We start from the raw sequence: 20,080 nt of genomic DNA on the forward strand, positions 1-20,080 counted from the left end.
GACCGGCCGCGGGCGGGCTTCGTTGGTCCGGGTGTCCGTGCCAGCCAGGGGCGGGCCCGAAGGAAACCACGCGTGGCTTCGCTGGGGCGTGTGGCGTACGTCAAGTACGTCGTGGGACCTCGCACCAGCGCACGTGACCGGACAGCAGGGGACAGCAGCCCGGTCACCCAGAAAGGGCGGTCGGTCCCGGGGACGCCCGGGGCCGGCCGCATCCGGCCGATCTCCCGAATCCCGCGTCCCCCGGAACCCCCGAGAACTCCCCCGAACCCCCCTCCCCCGCGGCGCAACCCCCCGGCGCCGCCTCGCTCGGCACCGCCGCTGCCCTGACACCGGTGCCGACCTCAAGGGCCCCGTGCCGCGACCGGAATCGCGGGCACGGGGCCCTTCTTCACGCCCGCTCCCCCGGAGTGACGCGCGTCACATGAAGATCCTGTGCAACCGCTACAACCAATCGCGGGGGCCGAAGGTCATCTATGCAGCAACACCAGAGCTGGAGGGGCGCTGCACTCGGAGGGGGGTGCAGCGCCCTTCCATGTCTCAGGGCTTCTTCGGCGGGACCGCCGGCATGCCGAGGAACGGCAGCCGCAGGGCGCCGAAGGCCTCGGCCGGGACCGCGGGGGACTTCGGCTCGACCGCCGCGATCCGCGCGTACGCCTCCCCCTGCCGCGGGCGCGGGTCCTCCTCGCCCTTGTTCGGCCAGAAGGACATGGCCCGCTCGGCCTGGGCGGTGATGGTCAGGGACGGGTTGACGCCGAGGTTGGCGGAGACGGCCGCACCGTCGACGACGGAGATCCCGGGGTGGCCGTAGAGGCGGTGGTACGGGTCGATGACGCCGGAGTCGGCGTCGGCGCCGATCGGGCAGCCGCCGAGGAAGTGGGCGGTGAGCGGGGTGCCCATCAGCTCGCCGACGTTGGAGCCGGCGAAGCCGTTGATCTCCTCGGCGAGCAGGCTCGCGGCCCGGGTCGCCGCCTCGATCTGCGTCGGGTTGGGGGCGCCGTGGCCCTGGCGTGCGGTGAGCAGGCCCTTTCCGATGCCGCCGGGCTTGCGGTAGGTGGTCAGCGAGTTGTCCAGGGACTGCATGACGAGGCCGATGATGGTCCGCTCCGACCAGCGCCGGTTGGAGAGCGAGCGGGCGGCGAGCGCGGGGTGCTTGACGATCTCGAGCAGCCACCTGCGGACCCGGTGGGCGCCGTAGGGCACCTGGAGGATGGTGAGCGCGCCCATCGAGTTGGAGCCCTTGCCGTACCGGACGGGCTCGATGTGGGTGTTCTCGTCGGGGTGGATCGAGGAGGTGATGGCGACGCCGCGGGTGAAGTCGGCCTTCTCCTTGCCGTGCTTCTTGCGGTAGCGCCGGTCGGTGGTCTGCGAGCCGACGAGGCCTTCGGAGTTGGTACGGGTCAGCTCGCCGAGCCGGGCGGAGATCCGGGGCAGCAGGCCGGTGTCCTTCATCCGGTGCAGCAGGGTCTGGGTGCCGTAGGTGCCGGCGGCGATGACGACCTTGCGGGCCGTGAAGGTGCGGCCCTTGCCCTTCCGCCGGTTGTCGGAGGGGAGGGTCTTGACGGCGTAGCCGCCGCGCGAGTCCTCGGTGACCGCGACGACCGAGGTCATCGGGTGGACGACCGCGCCGGCCTTCTCGGCGAGGTAGAGGTAGTTCTCGTTGAGGGTGTTCTTGGCGCCGTGCCGGCAGCCGGTCATGCACTCGCCGCACTCGGTGCAGGCCTTGCGGGCGGGTCCCGCCCCGCCGAAGAACGGGTCGGCCACCTCGCCGCCGGGCTTCGCCTTCGCGGTCCCGTCGCCGTCCTTGCCGTCGCCGAAGAAGACGCCGACGGGCGCCATGTGGAAGGTGTCGCCGATGCCCATGGACTGCGCGGTCGCCTTGAGGTGGACGTCCGAGGGGGTCATGGTCGGGTTGATCCGGACGCCCAGCATGCGCTTGGCCTGGTCGTAGTAGGGGCTCAGCTCCTCGCGCCAGTCCGTGATGTCCTTCCACTGCGGGTCGTCGAAGAACGGCGCGAGCGGCTCGTAGAGGGTGTTGGCGTAGTTCAGCGAGCCGCCGCCGACGCCCGCGCCGGCGAGCACCATGACGTTGCCGAGCAGGTGGATGCGCTGGATGCCGTACAGGCCGAGCGTCGGCGCCCACAGGAAGTTCTTCACGTCCCAGGAGTTCTTCGGCAGGGTCGCGCGGGTGAAGCGGCGGCCGGCCTCCAGGACGCCGACCCGGTAGCCCTTCTCGGTGAGGCGGAGGGCGGTGACCGAACCGCCGAAGCCGGAGCCGACGACGAGCACGTCGTAGTCGTATGCGGCGTCCTCCGCCTGCTCCTGATTTTGGGTAGGGGGTACCGCGGTCATGGCTCTCCTCGTACGGAAAGGGGCGGGAAGGTCGGGGGACCGGGGCGGCCGAGGAGACCGCCCCGGCAGGGGGTCAGCGCAGGCGCAGGGCCTTCATCGCCTTCAGGGACGCGCTCATGAAGGCCGCGTACTTCTCGTCGTCCATCCCCAAGGAGGGCGCGAGGGGGATGAGCCGCTGCTGGGCGACGGTCTGGGCCTCGGTGTACTTGAGGATGCCCTCGGAGCCGTGGCGGCGGCCGAGGCCGGAGTCCTTCATGCCGCCCATCGGGGACTGCACGCTGCCGTAGGCGGGGGCGTATCCCTCGTTGATGTTGACGGTGCCGGTGCGGAGCCGGGCGGCGACGGCGTGGCCGCGGCGGGAGTCCTTGGTCCAGACGGAGGAGTTCAGGCCGTACGGGGTGCCGTTGGCGAGGTCGATCACCTCGTCACCGTCCGTGAAGCGGTAGACGGAGACGACCGGGCCGAAGGTCTCCTCGGCGCAGACGGCCATGGGGGCCTCGACGCCGTCGAGGATGGTCGGCTCGTAGAAGAGGGGGCCGATGTCGGGGCGGGCGACGCCGCCGGCGACGAGCGTGGCGCCCTTGGCGACGGCTTCCTCGACGTGCTTGGTGACCGTCTCCAGCTGCCGCTCGCCGACGAGGGAGCCCATGTCGGCGCCGTACGCGAGGGAGCTGCCGAGCCGCATGGCCTTGGTGCGGGCGGCGAAGCGCTCAAGGAACGCGTCGGCGACGGACTCGTGCACGTACAGCCGCTCGATGGAGATGCAGAGCTGGCCTGCGGAGGAGAAGCAGGCGCGGACGGCGCCGGCGGCGGCCTTCTCGATGTCGGCGTCCGCGAGGACGAGCATCGCGTTCTTGCCGCCGAGTTCGAGGGAGACGCCGACGAGGCGGGCCGCGGCGCCCTGGGCGACCTCGCGGCCGGTGCGGGTGGAGCCGGTGAAGGAGACGTAGTCGGCGTACTTGACGACCTCGGGGCCGACGACCGGACCGTCGCCGAGGACGACCTGGAAGACCTCGGCGGGCAGACCGGCCTCGACGAGCAGGTCACGGGCCCAGAGCGCGGTGAGCGCGGTCTCCGTGTCGGGCTTCATGACGACGGCGTTGCCGGAGACGAAGGCGGGCAGGGCGTCGCCGACGGAGAGTTCGAGCGGGTAGTTCCACGGCGCGATCTGGCCGATGACGCCGCGCGGCTGGCGCAGTTCGGTGACCTTGGTGAGGGTCGGTACGACTCCGGTGTGGCGCTTGGCGCGCAGGTAGGAGGCGGCCTTGCGGCCGTAGTGGCGGGCGGCGACGGCGACCGCCTGCACCTCCTCGTGGGCGTGCAGCCGCGCCTTGCCGGTCTCCAGCTGGATGAGGTCGAGGACCTCGGACTGGCGCTGGAGGACGAGGTCGTGGAAGCGGAGGAGGACGGCGGCGCGGGTCCTGACCGGGGTGGCGGCCCAGGCGCTCTGGGCGCGACGCGCGCGCCGGAACGCCTCGGCGACGTCCTCGGGGGTGGACTCGGGCAGGTCCGCCAGCTTCTCCCCGGTGAAGGGGGTGTGGTTGGCGGTCCGGCCGGAGCCGACGACGCCGCGGGTGAGGCGGGCGACCACCTCGGGCGTCACGACGTCGGCGGCGGTCCGCGCACCGGCGGGCGCGGGGGCGACCGGGTTGGTCGCGCCGGCGGGGGCGGCGGCTCCGGCCTTCGCGGCGGGGGCGTCGGAGTCCGAAGGGGCGGCGAGGGCCTGCGAGTCCGTCATGAGGCCGAGCGTAAGCCGCCTCACGCCCTTTGGGTACCCGTCGGTAATGCGTTTTCACCGGGTGCGCACATTGCGCCAGCGATCACTGGCACATAAGCCCTGATCAGCGGCTTACGACCAGCGGAGGCCGGGCGCGGAGAAAAATTCTCCGCACCCGGCCGCCGTTCGGGCCTGCTCAGTGGCCCGGGGTCCGCCAGTGCTGGAGGACGATGTCGAACTGCTCGCGGGTGGTCTCCCAGCTGGACTCCGGCGAGGACATGTACACGGCGTACTCCGTGCCGTCGTCCTCGAAGTACATCTGGTCGATCGCGTGCCGGGGACCGGGGAAGTTCTGCTTCTCGGTCCAGGTGAACTCCCAGAGCGCCGAGCGGACCTGGTCGCGATAGGTGTTCTGGGTGAGCTTGACCCGGACGTAGTCCATCCGCTTCTCCAGGACCTTCTCCAGGTCCAGGGCGTGCATGTACGCGTTCTCGAAGTCGGGCTTCTTGTCGATGCTGATCCGGATGCGGTGGCGGCCGTTGTCCGGGGTGTAGTCGATCTGGTCGCCCTCCTTCATCCGCTTCCAGCCGTCGGGCACGGCGAGGCTGAAGCCCGCCTCGTCCTCGACCCGGTGCCAGCCGGCCGGCAGTCCGCCCGCGGCCTGCTTGGTGGCCGGGGACGAGGCGGGGGCCGAGGTCCGGCCCTCGCCTCCGGCGCGGTCGCCGCCCACGTAGTTCATGGCGGCGAACACCGCGCCACCCGCGACCAGCCCGGCGAGCAGCGCGGCGAGGACGGCGGTACGCCAGCGGCCGCGGCCCGACGCGGGGGCCGTCGTCGGCACCAGAGTGGGGGGCGACTGCTGCGGGGACGCGTGCGAGGCGTCGGACGGCTGCGGCGGCTGGGGCCACTGGGCCGTGGACTTCCGGGTCGAGCCCGCGCCCGTGCCGTGCTCGGCGGGAGCACCGCCGTCGCCCGGGTCCGTGTCCGCGCCGGCGCCGTCCGTCGTACCCGCTCCGCCGGCCTGGCTCCTGCCGCCCGGCGCCGATTCCAGGTCCTCGCGGGTGACGCGCTGGGTCGGCACGTACGCCTGCGCCGCCTCGGGGCGGCGGCCCTCCATCGCGTCGAGGAGCATCCGCTCGGCCTCGTCCGCGCGCGGGCGCTGGGCCGGGTCCTTGCGCAGCAGGGCCACGATGACGGGCGCCAGCGGCCCCGCCTTCTCCGGGTGCGGCGGCTCCTCGGTCACCACGGCCTGCATGGTGCTGATCGGAGACGTACGGCGGAACGGCGAGGTGCCCTCCACCGCCGCGTACAGCGTCGCGCCCAGGGACCACAGGTCCGAGGCCGGGCCCGGATCGCCGCCGCGCACCCGCTCGGGCGCCAGATAGTCGATCGAGCCGACGATCTCGCCGGTCCGCGTGATCGTCGAGTCCCCCTCGATCGCCGCGATCCCGAAGTCGGTGATCAGGACGCGGCCGTCGCGCGCGAGCAGGACGTTGCCCGGCTTGACGTCCCGGTGCAGCACCCCGGCGGAGTGCGCGGCCCGGAGCGCGCCGACGACGTGCAGCCCGATCCTGGCCGCCTCGCGCGGCTCGATCGTGCCGGCCTCCTTCGCCGCGTCGGCGAGCGAGGGCCCGTCGACGTACTGCATGACGATCCACGGCCGGTTGTCGTGTTCGAGGACGTCGTGGACGGTCACCACACCCGGGTGCGTGATCCGGGCGGCCGCCCGCGCCTCCTTCTGCGTCCGGGCGTGCAGCACGAGGCGGTCGGCCTCGCCCACGAAACGACCGGCCGTCAACTCCTTCACCGCCACCACGCGGTGCAGTACCTCGTCGTGCGCGCGCCAGACCTTGCCCATGCCGCCGCGCCCGATGGACTCGCCCAGCCGGTAGCGTCCGGCGAGCAGCAGTCCCTCACCTGTGCTCTGAGAATGTTCCACTTGCCCCCGCCCATTCCTTCGGAGAACAGGTTACGGAGGGGGGTACGGGCGGCGGAACCTCGGGGCGGCCATAGGAACAGCACTGTGACCAGGCGCCGGTGGCGATCCTTCCGCTTCAGCGCCCCGGGCGGAACGCCCTGGTGGCCTCGTCGTGGATCTCGCCGACCTTGTCGCGCTCGGCGTACGGGCCGATGACCTGGACGACGTGGTACCTGCCGCCGTCGACGAGGGCCAGGTTGCGGACGAAGACCTCGCGGCCCGTGCCGTCCAGCCACCAGTAACTTCCGGTGGCCGTCGCCGTCCTGCCGATGTCGACCCGGCGGGTCCGCTCGGCCCCCGACCAGCTGGACGCGCGCCACGGCTCCAGCTCGCGCTCCTTGGAGTTCTGGTACTCCAGCGGGTCGGCGCCGTTGTCACGGACGCTGTCCCGGCCCGGCACCACGATCATCGTGAAGTCACCGCTGGTGTAGCGGACTTGCCCCGCGTCGTTGATCGGACTCCGCCGCCAGCCGTCCGGCACGCCGATCCGGAACCCCTCCGGGTCCTGCCGCACCGAGTACCCGGCGGCGAGCGCCGGGGCGGACGGGTCGGCGGGGGGTTGCGCGGTGGGCGCCTTGGTGGGCTGCTTCGTGGCAGGTGCCGTGGTCGGTGCCGTGGTCGGTGCCGTGCTCGGCTTGGTGGTCGTCGGGGCGGCCTGCCCGGTGGGGGTCTTCCCGTCGCCGGGCATGAAGAGGACCGCGTACGCCACCGCCCCGCCGAGCAGCAGGAGGACCAGGATCACCAGCGTACGGCCGAGGGACCGCGGCGAGTCCGCACCTCCGGAGTACCCGCCGCGCGGACCGCGGGGTACCCGCGCCGCCCGCTGCGGGATCTCCTCGCGGTAATCGCCCCCGAACTCGTCGGCAGGGTCATCCGGTACGTGGTGGGGCGCGCGCTCGTACGCCCGCTCGCGCTCGTACGTGTGCCCGCGCTCGTACGCCCGCTCGTGCGCCGGGTCGTGCTCGTGCGAGCCCTCGCGCGGGGCCGGCGGGCGCGGGTCCTTGCCGCGCTTGTGGCGGTGCCGCCCGGCCCCCGCTCCGCCGCGCCGGCGGCGCACCAGCTCGCCGCGCCGGCGCACGATCGGCAGCCGCCTCTCGTCGGAGGGCGGCGGCGGGGCGGCGCCGACACCGGCGTCCGGCTCGGGCGCCGAACGGACGAGGGAGCGCAGCCAGCCGCGCAGCTCCTCGAAGTCCGGCCGCTCGGTGGGGTCCTGACGCAGCAGGGACTCCACGACCGGACGCAGCGGCCCGCACTCCTCGGCGAAGGCCGGCGGCTCGGCGCAGACCAGCTGGACCAGCTCGGCCGCACTGTCCTCCGGGTACGGGGCATGGCCCTGGACCGCCCGGTAGAGCAGCGCGCCCAGCGCCCAGAGGTCGGTCGCGGGCCCGATCGGCGGCGCCAGCCGCCAGTTCTCGTGAACGGGCCCCGCCTGCTCGGGCGCCCAGCGCTCGGTGACGGCCCCGATGACCGCGATCCGGGTCTGCCGGGCCCGCTCGGCGTCCAGCCGGGTGGTCGGCCCCCGGTACTCGCCGGCCCCGACGCCGGCCGGCTCCCTGACCTCCCCGTCCCGCGGCCCGGCGGGCGCCGGGAGGCGCGCCGGGTTCGGGTTCGCCGGCGTGTACCCGGCGGGCAGCGCCGGCAGCACCGAACCGCCCCCGGCCGGGATCGGCCCCGAGCCGTCCCGCGAGGCGTGCGGGCCGTCACTCCAGCTGCCGGCCAGCATCACGCGCGGCCCGCGCCCGCCGTACGGCTCGTCGCCCTCGTCCTCGTCGTCGTCCTCGTCGTCCTCGTCCGCCACCCGCGCCCACCACTGCGGCTCGATCGCCGCGACCGGCCGGACCGATGGGGGCAGCTCCGGCGGCGCGGCCGCCGGTGGCTGGGGGGCGGCCGGTGGCTGCGCGGCCGCCGGTGGCTGGGGGGCGGCCGTTGACTGTGCGGCTGCCGGCTCCTCCGCTGCCGGGCGCTGTGCGGGAAGCGCCCCGCTCTCGCCCAGCTTCGCAGCGGCGCGCGCGCCCGCCCGGTACGCCGCGATGGCACCGGCCCGCGCGGCCCGCACGTCGGCGGCCGGCGGGGGCCCCGCGGGGCGCGTTCCGGCGGCGGAGTCGTGGCCCGCGCGGCCGTAGGGGTCGGATCCGTACGCGTCGATGCCGTAGGGGCTCGCGCCGTGGGGGGTGCCTTCATCGCCGGTCTCGTCGTCGCCGTCGCCGGAGTCGTAGCCGTCGCCGGAGTCGTAGTCGTCCCCGGCGTCGTCCCCAGCGTCGGCGTCGAAGACGGGGGCGGTCTCCTCGTACACCTCCGCCTCGTACACCTCGGGGACGTACTGCTCGGAGCCGTAGCCCGCCTCGGGCTCGGGCCATTCGACGACGTGGGGCTCGGTGTCGAAACGGTCGGGCTGGACGGCGCCGGGCTCGGAGGGGGTGGGCTCGGCGGGGGCGGGTTCGGCGGGGACGGGGGCGTAGCCGCAGAGGGCTTCCTCGGCGGCGCCGACGGCGAGGCCGGTGAGGACGACGCGGCCGTCGTCGCAGACGAGGACGGTCCGGGCGGTGATGTTCCGGTGGACCCAGCCGTGGGCGTGGAGCGCGCGCAGGGCGGTGAGGACGTCGGCGCCGATCTCGGCCGCGCGGTACGGGTTGAGGGGGCGCTCGGCGAGGAGCTCGGCCAGCGGTCTGGCCGCCACGACCTCGCTCACTATCCACAGCGAACCGGCCTCGGCGAAGACGTCGAAGACCTGGTCGAGCAGCGGGTGGTCGGGGATCTGCGCGGCGGCCTGGGCGGCCTCGATCGCGCGGCGCACGACGGGCTCGGCGGGCCGGCGGGTGGCCCGGCCGGTGCCGCCGTAGGGGTCGGCGTGGCCGCCCTCGCCGTCGAGCACCTCGGCGTCGACGAACTCCGGCAGCGGCACCTGGCGGACCACGACCTCCTGGCCGCTGTACGTGTCGAACGCGCGCGTCTCCACGAGCGCGTACGCGTCCGCGTACGGTTCCGCGTCCGCCGGCGGCAGCGGCAGGCGGTAGCGGTCCGCGAGCACCCTTCCCGCGTAGTCGTCCACGACGCCTCCCCCCGCGCGCACGAGTCCGTCAAATCCGGTCCGGCAGCGTGCAGTTAACGGCTCTGTTCGGCTGCGTACGGTCCACGAACCCTCACGATACGGGGCGCCGGTCAGTCCTTGGGGGTGAACGTGGCGAACGCCGTGTCCCGCAGTGTCCGGCACTCCGCGCCGTTCCACTCCTCCGCCTTGCAGGTGACCATGATGGAGTAGCCGCGCTTGGCGTCCACCTTGAAACCGCGGTTGAGGACGTGGACGCGCACGCCCTTCTGGGTGCGCTCGAACTCCCAGTCGGCCACGGTCGGGTAGCCGTTGTACGAGACCGGGTGGATGCCGATGTGCTTGTAGCCGTTGCTGCTGGCCGCGACGCCGGCCATGGCGGCGGCCCAGGCGGCGGCCGCGTCGTCCTTGGGGCTGTCGTTGAAGTCGACCTGGACGCGCGGGAAGCCGCCGTTCTCGCTGAATATCCCGCCCGAGTCGTAGCCCGCTATGGCGCGGAGCCTGAAGGTCGAGGGCATCGCCATCGAGAAGTGGAACTTGCCGTTGGTGACGAGGGTGTAGCCCGCGGGCAGCTGCTTGCCGCCGCCACCGGGCTGCCCGGACGGGGTGACGCCGCCGCCGTTCGTCCCGCTGGTCGTGGCGCCGGTCGAGCCGTTGGCGCCGGTGGAGTTCGCGTCGCCGGGCTGTACGCCGCCCTGCTGGCCGGGGCCGCCCGAGGACTGGCCCTTGCCGTCGCCGCCGGAGCCCTCGGACCCCGACGAGCCGTCGGCGCCGGCCGAGGCGCCGGCGGACGCGGTGGTCCCGCCGTTCCCCTTGCCCTGTTCCTTCTTGTCGCCGCCACCGCCGAGGGAGACGGCGAGGATCGTGCCGAGCAGGGCGAGGACGGCGACCGCCGCGATGATCACCAGGGTGCGGCGCGGGACGACGTCGGTCAGCGGCGCACGGGCGGGCGTCGGCTTCCCGCCGCCCTGGACCGGACGCGTGTTCCCCGAGGCCGGGACCGATGCGGACGCCGCCGCGTTGCGTACGGACTTCAGGGCGCCGCGCATCCGGTCGGCGGCCTCGGAGCCCTGGTTCCGGTCGGCGGCCGGGGTCTTCGGGACCGTCGGCGCCACCGGGGCGCGCTCGGGGCGCGGCGGCAGCGGTACGACGGTGGTGACCTCGGGCGAGACGACGGGGGGCGCCTCGGGCGCGTCGAGCACCGCGCGCAGCAGCACGCGGGCGCCGGCGTCGTCGAGCCGCTGGGCCGGGTCCTTGGCGAGCAGGCCGTAGATGACCTGTTCGAGCTCGGGTCCGGCGTTCTTCGGCGGGTCGACCGGTTCGGTCATGACCGCCGTGAGGGTCGCGATGGCGGAGCCCTTGTCGTACGGCGGGCTGCCTTCGACCGCCGCGTAGATCAGACCGCCGAGGGACCACAGGTCGGCGGCCGGCCCGGGCTTGTGGCCGCGGGCGCGCTCCGGGGAGATGTACGAGGGGGCGCCGACGAGCATGCCGGTGGAGGTGATCGAGGGGTCGCCCTCCACCTGGGCGATGCCGAAGTCGGTGAGGACGACCCGGCCGTCCTCGGCGATCAGGACGTTGGACGGCTTCACGTCGCGGTGCAGGATGCCCTCGCGGTGCGCCGAACGCAGCACGTCGAGGATGGCGAGGCCGACCTCGGCGGCGCGCCGGGGCGTGAGGACGCCGTCCTCGCGCACGGCGTCGGCGAGGGACTTGCCCTCGATGAGCTCCATGACGATCCACGGGCGGTCGTCCTCGTCGACGACGTCGTACACGGTGACGGCGCCGTTGTTGCGGATCCGTGCGATGGCCTTCGCCTCGCGCAGGGTCCGGGTGATGAGGCGTCGCTTCTCGTCGTCGTCGATGCTGGTGGGGAAGCGGAGCTCCTTGACGGCGACGGTACGGCCGAGGGTCTCGTCGACCGCGCGCCACACGGTGCCCATGCCGCCGCGCCCGAGGACCACGCCGAGCCGGTAGCGCCCGGCGAGCAGCCGTCCCTCGCCCTCCGGGGCCTTCCGCGGCCTGTCGCCGCCGGACGTCCGCGCGGTCCCGGCCGCCCGGCCGCTCTCGCCGTCCCCGTCGCCGGCGCCGAACCCGGCACGTCCGGTCGACGGTTCGGTCCCCCGCAGCCGCGTGGTCGCTCCGTCCCGCACGGCTCGGTCGCGCTCGTCGTCGCCGGGCGCGTCGGCGCGCGCGGCTTCTTCGCGCCCGCCTTCTCCGCGCTCGGCCTCGTCACGGACGGCCTCGTCGCGCGCGTCGTCGCCGGGCCGCGCGTCCTGCTCGGGGCGCGCGTCCTCGGGGGTCTTCGTACCCCCTCCGACCTGCGGTTCCCGCTCGGTCTTGCCCGGTTCACGCGCGGCCGGGACCGCTCCTCGGTCGCCGTCGGTCGCGGCCCCCGCTGCGGCGTCCCGCCCGGGGTCCTTCGCCGTGTCCCGCGACTGCTCCGCCTCCGACATGCGTCCCCTCTGCGATCCCTGATCTTCGCCGCGTCTGCCGCTTCCCGCGCGATGCGGTAACCCGCCCTGGAAGAGAGCCCATTGTCCCTCACCTCGGGACGGGTGGCGCCCCCGGGTCCGTACTCCGGGATGACGACGCGTTCGTACGCCCTCCAGGTTCCCACCGGACGGCGGACGACCCGGACGTCCTGTCAGACGGCCGTCGGCCGACGGTGTCAGAGGGGCACGATGTCCGGGGCGCCGAGCCGCGCGGCGTCGGCCGTGAGGTCGTCGGGCTGTCGCTGGGACTCGCGCTCGGCCTCGACGCGCTTCTCGTAGTGCTGCACCTCCTTCTCGATCTGGCGGGCGTCCCAGCCGAGGACGGGGGCCATGAGTTCGGCGCACTCGCGGGCGCTGAGGGTGCCCCGGTCGAAGGTCTCGATGGAGATCCTGGTCCGCCGGGTGAGGACGTCGTCGAGGTGGCGGGCGCCTTCGTGCGAGGCGGCGTAGACGATCTCGGCGCGGAGGTAGTCGTCGGCGGCGGCGAGGGGTTCGCCGAGGCCGGGGTCCTCGGCGACGAGGTCGAGGATCTCCTGCGTCAGGGAGCCGTAGCGGTTGAGGAGATGCTCGATCCGGACGACGTGCAGTCCGGTCCTGGCGGCGATCCTGGCGCGCGCGTTCCACAGGGCTTTGTAGCCCTCGGCGCCGAGGAGGGGGGTGTCCTCGGTGACGCAGGGGGCGACTCTCTGGTCGAGGGCGTGCACGGCCTCGTCCACGGCGTCCTTCGCCATGACGCGGTAGGTCGTGTACTTGCCGCCGGCGACCACGACGAGGCCGGGGACGGGGTGGGCGACGGTGTGCTCGCGCGACAGCTTGCTGGTGGCGTCCGACTCGCCGGCGAGGAGGGGCCGCAGGCCCGCGTAGACGCCCTGGACGTCGTCACGGGTGAGCGGTGTGGCGAGCACGCTGTTCACGTGCTCCAGGAGGTAGTCGATGTCGGCGCTGGACGCGGCGGGGTGCGCCTTGTCGAGGTCCCAGTCGGTGTCGGTGGTGCCGACGATCCAGTGGCGGCCCCAGGGGATGACGAAGAGCACGGACTTCTCGGTGCGCAGGATGAGTCCGGTGGTCGAGTGGATGCGGTCCTTGGGGACGACCAGGTGGATGCCCTTGGAGGCGCGGACGTGGAACTGGCCGCGCTCGCCGATGAGGGCCTGGGTGTCGTCCGTCCACACCCCGGTGGCGTTGACGATCTGCTTGGCCCGGATCTCGTACGCCGCTCCGGCCTCGACGTCCTGGACGCGGGCGCCGACGACCCGCTCGCCCTCGCGCAGGAAGCCGATGACGCGGGCCCGGCTCGCGGCCCTGGCGCCGTAGGAGGCTGCGGTGCGGACGAGGGTGGTGACGAAGCGGGCGTCGTCCATCTGGGCGTCGTAGTACTGCAGGGCGCCGACGAGGGCGTCCTTGCGGAGGCAGGGCGCGACCCGCAGGGCGTTGCGGCGGGAGAGGTGGCGGTGCACGGGGAGGCCGCGGCCGTGGCCCGAGGAGAGGGACATGGCGTCGTAGAGGGCGACGCCCGAGCCGGCGTAGAACCGCTCCCAGCCCTTGTGCTGGAGCGGGTAGAGGAAGGGGACGGGCTTCACGAGGTGGGGTGCGAGGCGCTCCAGGAGGAGTCCGCGCTCCTTGAGGGCTTCCCGCACGAGGGCGAAGTCGAGCATCTCCAGGTAGCGCAGGCCGCCGTGGATGAGTTTGCTGGACCGGCTCGAGGTGCCGGAGGCCCAGTCGCGGGCTTCGACGATGCCGGTGGAGAGGCCTCTCGTGACGGCGTCGAGCGCGGTCCCTGCGCCGACCACGCCGGCGCCGACGACCAGTACGTCGAGCTCGCGCTCGGCCATGGCCGCGAGCGCCTCGACGCGCTCGGCGGGTCCCAGTGTCGCTGTCCTCACGGCTGCTGCCTCCCGTCGTCCCCCGTCTGTTCCGCACGAGCTCGTCCCGCACGAGCGGTGGGCACCGCGGGAACCGGGCCGTGTGGCCCGGCTCACAGACTCGATTCTGTCCCGGTCCGGTGACTTCAGCCACCGCCTGGCCGCGACCCTGTGGATAACACTCGGCGACCTTGGAGCGCACAATGCCGCATATCGGTCATATTTACGCCTAGTCTGACATTGCGCTCGACCCGTTCCGGCCACCGGGCTTGCGCGTCGCGTCCCCTCCGGCTACTGGGAAGGACGGCCCACCTCCATGCCCGCTGATCTCGCCGTCATCGGCCTCGGCCACCACGGACTCCCCCTCGCCCAGGCCGCCACCGCCGCAGGCATCGACACCATCGGCTACGACACCGACCCCCGCCCCGTCGCCGAACTCGCCGCGGGCCGCTCCCCGGTCGACGGCTCCCTCACCGCCCCCGAGATCCGCCGCATGCTCTCGGGGGGCTTCCGGCCGACCACCAACCCCGCCGAGCTCGGCCGGGTCCGCACCGCCGTCCTCTGCGCTCCGACGCCGCCGGCCCCCGACCGCACCCTCGACCTCACCGCCCTCACCGAGGCGGCCCGCGCGCTCGCCGCCCGACTGCGCCCCCACACCACGGTCCTGCTCGAATCCCCCGTGCCGCCGGGCACCACCGAGGGCCTCCTGCGCGACGTCCTGGAGACCGGCTCGGGCCTGCGCGCGGGACGCGACTTCCACCTCGCGTACTCCCCCGGCCGCCTCGACCCCGGCAGCCGTACGCACGGCTTCGCCGGCACCCCCAAGGTGATCGGCGGCCTCACCCCGGCCTGCACCGAATCGGCGGCCGCCTTCTACGGCCGACTCACCGACAAGGTGGTACGCGCGCGTGGCCCCCGCGAAGCGGAGACGGTCAAGCTCCTGGAGACCAACTTCCGGCACGTCAACATCGCCCTCGTCAACGAGATGGCGGTCCTCTGCAACGAGCTCGGCGTCGACCTGTGGGACGTCATCCGCTGCGCCGAGACCAAGCCCTTCGGCTTCCAGGCCTTCCGCCCCGGCCCCGGCGTCGGCGGCCACGGCGTCCCCGTCGACACCATCGGCGTCCACCGCCCGCTCCGCCTCGTCGAACTCGCCGGCCAGGTCAACGAACGGATGCCCCGGTACGTCGTCCAGCGCGCCGCCACCCTCCTCAACGAGCACGGCAAGTCGGCCCGCGGCGCCCGGGTGCTCCTCCTCGGCATCACGTACAAGCCCGACCTGCCCGACCGTCAGGGCTCCCCCGCCGACGAGATCGCCCGCCACCTCATGGACCTCGGCGCGGCCGTCAGCTACCACGACCCGCACGTCCCCGACTGGCGCGTCCGCGAACTCCCCGTCCCCCGCGCCGACTCCCTCTACGAGGCCGCCGCCCACGCCGACCTCACCATCCTCCTCCAGCACCACCGCACCTACGACCTCCAAGGCCTCTCCGTGAAGGCCCAGCTCCTCCTCGACACCCGCGGCGCGACCCCGGCGGGAGCGGCCCACCGGCTCTGAAACCCCCTGGTCGGGCCCAGGAGCGGACTGCTAATGTCCGGGCTCTTGTTCGCACATCCGTGCGCTCTGTCCCTGGGGGGATCACCACATGTCTCAGCCCGTTCCGCCTCCCGGCAACCCGTTCGCCGACGGCGCCGCACCCCAGCCCTACCCGATGGCGCCGCCGCCCGCGCCCGCGCGCGACAACGTGGCGCTCGGCCTGGTGGCCGCCCTGGTCGCGGCGCTCGTCTCGGGCGGGGTGTACGGAGCCGTCATCGGCGGCATCGAGCGCGAGATCGGCTGGGCCGCCGTCGGCGTCGGCTTCCTCGTCGGCTTCGCCGCCGGCAAGGTCGGCGGCCGCAACCCCGTCCTGCCCGTCGTCAGCGCGGTGCTGTCCCTCGGGGCGGTCTACCTCGGCCAGCTCGTGGGCATCGCGATCATGGGCGCCAAGGAGCTGCACGTCTCCGCCACCGAGCTCTTCTTCGACGAGTTCGGGCTCGTCATGGACGCGTGGAACGAGGGCAAGGACCCGCTGACCTTCCTGTTCTTCGCGCTCGCCGCCTTCGCCGCCTTCTCGGGCGCCAAGAAGGCCGCCGCCTGACCGGCGGAGCCGATACGCGAAGGGGCCCCGCACCACACCGGTGCGGGGCCCCTTCGGCGTACGGGACGGGTCAGCGCTTGTGCTGGGCGTCGGCGACGGTGACCTCGACGCGCTGGAACTCCTTGAGCTCGCTGTAGCCGGTGGTGGCCATGGCGCGGCGGAGGGCGCCGAAGAAGTTCATGGAGCCGTCCGGGGTGTGGGACGGGCCCGCGAGGATCTCCTCGGTGGTGCCGACGATGCCGAGGTCGACCAGCTTGCCGCGGGGGACGTCCTCGTGGACGGCCTCCATGCCCCAGTGGTGTCCCTTGCCGGGCGCGTCGGTGGCGCGGGCCAGCGGGGAGCCGATCATGACGGAGTCGGCGCCGCAGGCGATGGCCTTGGGCAGGTCGCCGGACCAGCCGACACCGCCGTCGGCGATGACGTGCACGTACCGGCCGCCGGACTCGTCCATGTAGTCGCGGCGGGCCGCGGCCACGTCGGCGACGGCGGTCGCCATCGGGACCTGGATGCCGAGGACGTTGCGCGTGGTGTGCGCGGCGCCGCCGCCGAAGCCGACGAGGACACCCGCGGCGCCGGTGCGCATCAGGTGCAGGGCCGCGGTGTACGTGGCGCAGCCGCCGACGATGACCGGGACGTCGAGCTCGTAGATGAACTGCTTCAGGTTCAGCGGCTCGGAGGCGCCGGAGACGTGCTCGGCGGAGACCGTGGTGCCGCGGATGACGAAGATGTCCACGCCGGCGTCGACGACGGCCTTCGAGAACTGCGCGGTGCGCTGCGGGGAGAGCGCGGCGGCGGTGACGACACCCGAGTCGCGCACCTCCTTGATGCGCTGCCCGATCAGCTCTTCCTTGATCGGCGCGGAGTAGATCTCCTGCAGACGGCGGGTCGCGGTCGCCTCGTCCAGCTCGGCGATCTCGTCGAGCAGCGGCTGCGGGTCGTCGTACCGGGTCCAGAGACCCTCCAGGTTCAGGACGCCGAGGCCGCCCAGCTCGCCGATCCGGATGGCGGTCTGCGGCGACACGACCGAGTCCATCGGGGCCGCCAGGAACGGCAGCTCGAATCGGTAGGCGTCGATCTGCCAGGCGATCGAGACCTCCTTCGGGTCCCGGGTGCGCCGGCTGGGGACGACGGCGATGTCGTCGAACGCGTACGCCCTGCGGCCGCGCTTGCCGCGCCCGATCTCGATCTCAGTCACGATGTGTGGCCTTTCCCTCTACGTCTGCGCCTACCAGTATCCCCGACACCAGCGTGAGGGGCGGTCCCGGCCACATGCCGGAACCGCCCCTCACGTGTCGCGTACCGCTACCGGCTGTTACTTCCGGCTGTAGTTCGGCGCCTCGACCGTCATCTGGATGTCGTGCGGGTGGCTCTCCTTGAGGCCCGCGGACGTGATCCGGACGAAGCGGCCCTTGGACTCCATCTCCGCGACGGTGGCGGCACCGACGTAGCCCATGGTCTGGCGCAGACCGCCGACGAGCTGGTGCACCACCGAGGAGAGCGGGCCGCGGTAGGGCACCTGGCCCTCGATGCCCTCGGGCACGAGCTTGTCGTCGGAGGTGACGTCGGCCTGGAAGTAGCGGTCCTTCGAGTAGGACCTGCCCTGGCCGCGCGACTGCATGGCGCCGAGCGAGCCCATGCCGCGGTACGACTTGAACTGCTTGCCGTTGATGAAGAGCAGCTCGCCGGGCGACTCCTCACAGCCCGCGAGGAGGCTGCCGAGCATCACGGTGTCGGCGCCGGCGGCGAGCGCCTTGCCGATGTCGCCGGAGTACTGCAGACCGCCGTCGCCGATCACCGGGACACCGGCGGCGCGGGCCGCGAGGCCGGCCTCGTAGATGGCGGTGACCTGCGGGACGCCGATGCCGGCGACCACGCGGGTGGTGCAGATGGAGCCGGGGCCCACGCCGACCTTGATGCCGTCGACGCCGGCGTCGATCATCGCCTGCGCGCCGTCGCGGGTGGCGACGTTGCCGCCGATCACGTCGACGTTCACGCTGGACTTGATCTTCGACATCCAGCTCAGGGCGTTGCTGTTGTGGCCGTGCGAGGTGTCGACGATCAGGAAGTCGACGCCGACGGCGGCGAGCGCCTGGGCGCGCTCCAGCGCCTCGGGGCTGGCGCCCACGGCGGCACCGACGAGCAGACGGCCCTCGGAGTCCTTCGCGGCGTTGGGGTACTTCTCCGCCTTGACGAAGTCCTTGACGGTGATGAGGCCCTTGAGGACGCCCTCGTCGTCGACCAGCGGCAGCTTCTCGATCTTGTGGCGGCGCAGCAGGTCCATGGCGTCGACGCCGGAGATGCCGACCTTGCCGGTGACGAGCGGCATCGGCGTCATGACCTCGCGGACCTGACGGCTGCGGTCGCTCTCGAAGGCCATGTCGCGGTTGGTCACGATGCCGAGGAGCTTGCCCTCGGGGTTGGTGACGGGGACACCGCTGATGCGGAACTTGGCGCACAGGGCGTCGGCCTCGGCGAGGGTCGCCTCCGGGTGCACCGTGATGGGGTCGGTGACCATGCCGGACTCGGAGCGCTTGACCAGGTCGACCTGGTTGACCTGGTCCTCGACGGAGAGGTTGCGGTGCAGCACGCCGACGCCGCCCAGACGGGCCATGGCGATCGCCATGCGGGACTCGGTCACCTTGTCCATCGCCGCCGAGAGCAGCGGGATGTTCACGCGGACGTTGCGCGAGATGCGGGACGAGGTGTCGACCGCGTTCGGGAGCACCTCGGACGCTCCCGGCAGCAGCAGCACGTCGTCGTAGGTCAGCCCGAGTGTCGCGAATTTCTCGGGCACTCCGTCGACGTTGGCAGTCATGACACCTTCCCCAAATGGCCTTGATCGGTGCGGATGTCCATGCTAACGGGCCGAAGAGGCGTCTCATTCCACGATCAAGATCAGTGCGAAGCTTTGGACGTTCGTACGTGTACGAAAGGGCCGAAGCGTCCCGCCGACACTTACTGCTCGGCCAGCGCCCTGAGCCTGCTGAGCGCGCGGTGCTGTGCGACCCGGACGGCCCCGGGGGACATGCCGAGCATCTGGCCGGTCTCCTCGGCGGTCAGCCCGACGGCGACCCGGAGGACGAGCAGCTCGCGCTGGTTCTCCGGGAGGTTGGCGAGCAGCTTCTTGGCCCACTCGGCGTCGTCGCTGAGCAGGGCGCGCTCCTCGGGACCGAGGGAGTCGTCGGGCCGCTCGGGCATCTCGTCGGAGGGCACGGCCGTGGACCCCGGGTGGCGCATGGCGGCCCGCTGGAGGTCGGCGACCTTGTGTCCGGCGATGGCGAAGACGAAGGCCTCGAAGGGCCTGCCGGTGTCCTTGTAGCGCGGCAGCGCCATCAGGACGGCGACGCAGACCTCTTGGGCCAGGTCCTCGACGAAGTGGCGGGCGTCGCCCGGCAGCCGGTTGAGACGGGTGCGGCAGTACCGCAGGGCGAGCGGGTGGACCCGCGCGAGCAGGTCGTGGGTCGCCTGCGCGTCGCCGTCCACCGCGCGACCGACGAGCGCGCCGATCTCCCCCTGCCCGGCGGGCATGGGGGACCTCACGGTCTCGTCGTCGCGCATCGCTCCATGGTGCCCCGACGCTTCTCCGTTCGCGGCACCGCGTCCGTAGTTGTGCACCGAAGCGTTATGAGCAGGTGCGCCGGAACTCATCTCCCGCGCCCTCCCCTCCCGCTCGATCGACTCGTCCCCGAGGAACTCCACATCTCAAGGATGCGTCATCCGGCGGGGAAGTGACACAAGCCGACCCCGTCCGCCCCGCGACACACGCGGACTCGGACGGGGACGCGGCAGGTGACCTGCGGATTCAGCGGACCAGACCCCAGCGGAATCCGAGCGCCACCGCGTGTGCCCGGTCCGAGGCGCCCAGCTTCTTGAAGAGGCGCCTGGCGTGCGTCTTGACCGTGTCCTCCGAGAGGAAGAGCTCGCGCCCGATCTCCGCGTTGGACCGGCCGTGGCTCATGCCTTCGAGGACCTGGATCTCGCGCGCGGTGAGGGTGGGCGCGGCGCCCATCTCGGCCGAACGGAGCCGGCGCGGCGCGAGCCGCCAGGTCGGGTCGGCGAGCGCCTGGGTGACGGTGGCCCGCAGTTCGGCGCGCGAGGCGTCCTTGTGTAGATAGCCACGGGCACCCGCGGCGACCGCGAGCGCGACGCCGTCGAGGTCCTCGGCGACCGTGAGCATGATGATGCGGGCGCCGGGGTCCGCGGAGAGCAGCCGGCGGACGGTCTCCACGCCGCCCAGGCCGGGCATGCGTACGTCCATCAGAATCAGGTCCGAGCGGTCCGCGCCCCAGCGGCGGAGGACTTCCTCGCCGTTGGCCGCGGTGGTCACGCGCTCGACGCCGGGCACGGTCGCGACCGCGCGGCGGAGCGCCTCTCGGGCAAGCGGGGAGTCGTCGCAGACGAGGACGGATGTCATGCCTGACCTCCGCGGCTCTCGCAGCTGTTGCGCGTCACCTTGAGCCTCCAGGGCTGTACGTAATCGTCACCTGTGCGATTG

12 protein-coding genes are annotated in these 20,080 nt (G+C 73.0%); 2 read left to right on the forward strand and 10 right to left on the reverse strand.

The features are described from left to right. Positions 1-537 precede the first annotated feature (537 nt). The 6 genes from ACZ7G1_RS27780 to ACZ7G1_RS27805 form a co-directional block, all read right to left on the reverse strand. Positions 538-2,349, reverse strand: a complete 1,812-nt coding sequence (locus ACZ7G1_RS27780) for a GMC oxidoreductase (RefSeq protein WP_470879842.1) — start codon at positions 2,347-2,349, stop codon at positions 538-540. 73 nt (positions 2,350-2,422) lie between these two features. Beyond that, positions 2,423-4,087, reverse strand: coding sequence for a succinic semialdehyde dehydrogenase (locus ACZ7G1_RS27785; RefSeq protein WP_470879840.1), 1,665 nt, complete (start codon positions 4,085-4,087; stop codon positions 2,423-2,425). A 175-nt stretch (positions 4,088-4,262) separates the two neighbouring features. Then, positions 4,263-6,005: a serine/threonine-protein kinase gene (locus ACZ7G1_RS27790; protein ID WP_470879838.1), complete on the reverse strand. Its 1,743-nt coding sequence runs from the start codon at positions 6,003-6,005 to the stop codon at positions 4,263-4,265. A 115-nt stretch (positions 6,006-6,120) separates the two neighbouring features. Next, complete coding sequence (locus ACZ7G1_RS27795; protein WP_470879837.1) at positions 6,121-9,093, reverse strand: protein kinase; 2,973 nt, start codon at positions 9,091-9,093, stop codon at positions 6,121-6,123. Positions 9,094-9,203: 110 nt separating this feature from the next. Then, a complete protein-coding gene (locus ACZ7G1_RS27800; RefSeq protein WP_470879836.1) occupies positions 9,204-11,546 on the reverse strand; it encodes a serine/threonine-protein kinase in 2,343 nt (780 codons plus the stop codon). 215 nt (positions 11,547-11,761) lie between these two features. Next, positions 11,762-13,468 (reverse strand): glycerol-3-phosphate dehydrogenase/oxidase, encoded by a 1,707-nt coding sequence (locus tag ACZ7G1_RS27805; protein WP_470879835.1) that lies wholly within the window; start codon positions 13,466-13,468, stop codon positions 11,762-11,764. Between the two features lie 295 nt (positions 13,469-13,763). On the opposite strand from ACZ7G1_RS27805, the gene ACZ7G1_RS27810 reads away from it, so the two are divergent. Further along, positions 13,764-15,005, forward strand: a complete 1,242-nt coding sequence (locus ACZ7G1_RS27810) for a nucleotide sugar dehydrogenase (protein ID WP_470879834.1) — start codon at positions 13,764-13,766, stop codon at positions 15,003-15,005. An 88-nt stretch (positions 15,006-15,093) separates the two neighbouring features. Then, complete coding sequence (locus tag ACZ7G1_RS27815; protein ID WP_470879832.1) at positions 15,094-15,585, forward strand: hypothetical protein; 492 nt, start codon at positions 15,094-15,096, stop codon at positions 15,583-15,585. 70 nt (positions 15,586-15,655) lie between these two features. Here ACZ7G1_RS27815 and ACZ7G1_RS27820 read toward each other — a convergent pair whose 3' ends face one another. The 4 genes from ACZ7G1_RS27820 to ACZ7G1_RS27835 form a co-directional block, all read right to left on the reverse strand. Beyond that, entirely contained in the window at positions 15,656-16,780 is a 1,125-nt protein-coding gene (locus tag ACZ7G1_RS27820; RefSeq protein WP_470879831.1) for a GuaB3 family IMP dehydrogenase-related protein, read from the reverse strand. A gap of 117 nt (positions 16,781-16,897) precedes the next feature. Continuing rightward, complete coding sequence (guaB, locus tag ACZ7G1_RS27825) at positions 16,898-18,400, reverse strand: IMP dehydrogenase (RefSeq protein WP_470879830.1); 1,503 nt, start codon at positions 18,398-18,400, stop codon at positions 16,898-16,900. 140 nt (positions 18,401-18,540) lie between these two features. Next, entirely contained in the window at positions 18,541-19,143 is a 603-nt protein-coding gene (locus ACZ7G1_RS27830) for a sigma-70 family RNA polymerase sigma factor (RefSeq protein WP_026058283.1), read from the reverse strand. 244 nt (positions 19,144-19,387) lie between these two features. Then, the gene (locus ACZ7G1_RS27835) at positions 19,388-19,999 is read right to left on the reverse strand and encodes a response regulator transcription factor (protein ID WP_003948568.1); all 612 of its coding nucleotides are present in this window, start codon (positions 19,997-19,999) and stop codon (positions 19,388-19,390) included. Positions 20,000-20,080 lie beyond the last annotated feature (81 nt).

Source organism: Streptomyces sp. NPDC037273 (assembly GCF_055603625.1).

Bases quoted from the DNA above. Each gene is read 5' to 3' on its own strand.
- ACZ7G1_RS27780 (WP_470879842.1), bottom strand. From the start codon at position 2,349: ATGACCGCGGTACCCCCTACCCAAAATCAGGAGCAGGCGGAGGACGCC.
- ACZ7G1_RS27785 (WP_470879840.1), bottom strand. From the start codon at position 4,087: ATGACGGACTCGCAGGCCCTCGCCGCCCCTTCGGACTCCGACGCCCCC.
- ACZ7G1_RS27800 (WP_470879836.1), bottom strand. From the start codon at position 11,546: ATGTCGGAGGCGGAGCAGTCGCGGGACACGGCGAAGGACCCCGGGCGG.
- ACZ7G1_RS27810 (WP_470879834.1), top strand. From the start codon at position 13,764: ATGCCCGCTGATCTCGCCGTCATCGGCCTCGGCCACCACGGACTCCCC.
- ACZ7G1_RS27815 (WP_470879832.1), top strand. From the start codon at position 15,094: ATGTCTCAGCCCGTTCCGCCTCCCGGCAACCCGTTCGCCGACGGCGCC.
- guaB (WP_470879830.1), bottom strand. From the start codon at position 18,400: ATGACTGCCAACGTCGACGGAGTGCCCGAGAAATTCGCGACACTCGGG.
- ACZ7G1_RS27830 (WP_026058283.1), bottom strand. From the start codon at position 19,143: ATGCGCGACGACGAGACCGTGAGGTCCCCCATGCCCGCCGGGCAGGGG.
- ACZ7G1_RS27835 (WP_003948568.1), bottom strand. From the start codon at position 19,999: ATGACATCCGTCCTCGTCTGCGACGACTCCCCGCTTGCCCGAGAGGCG.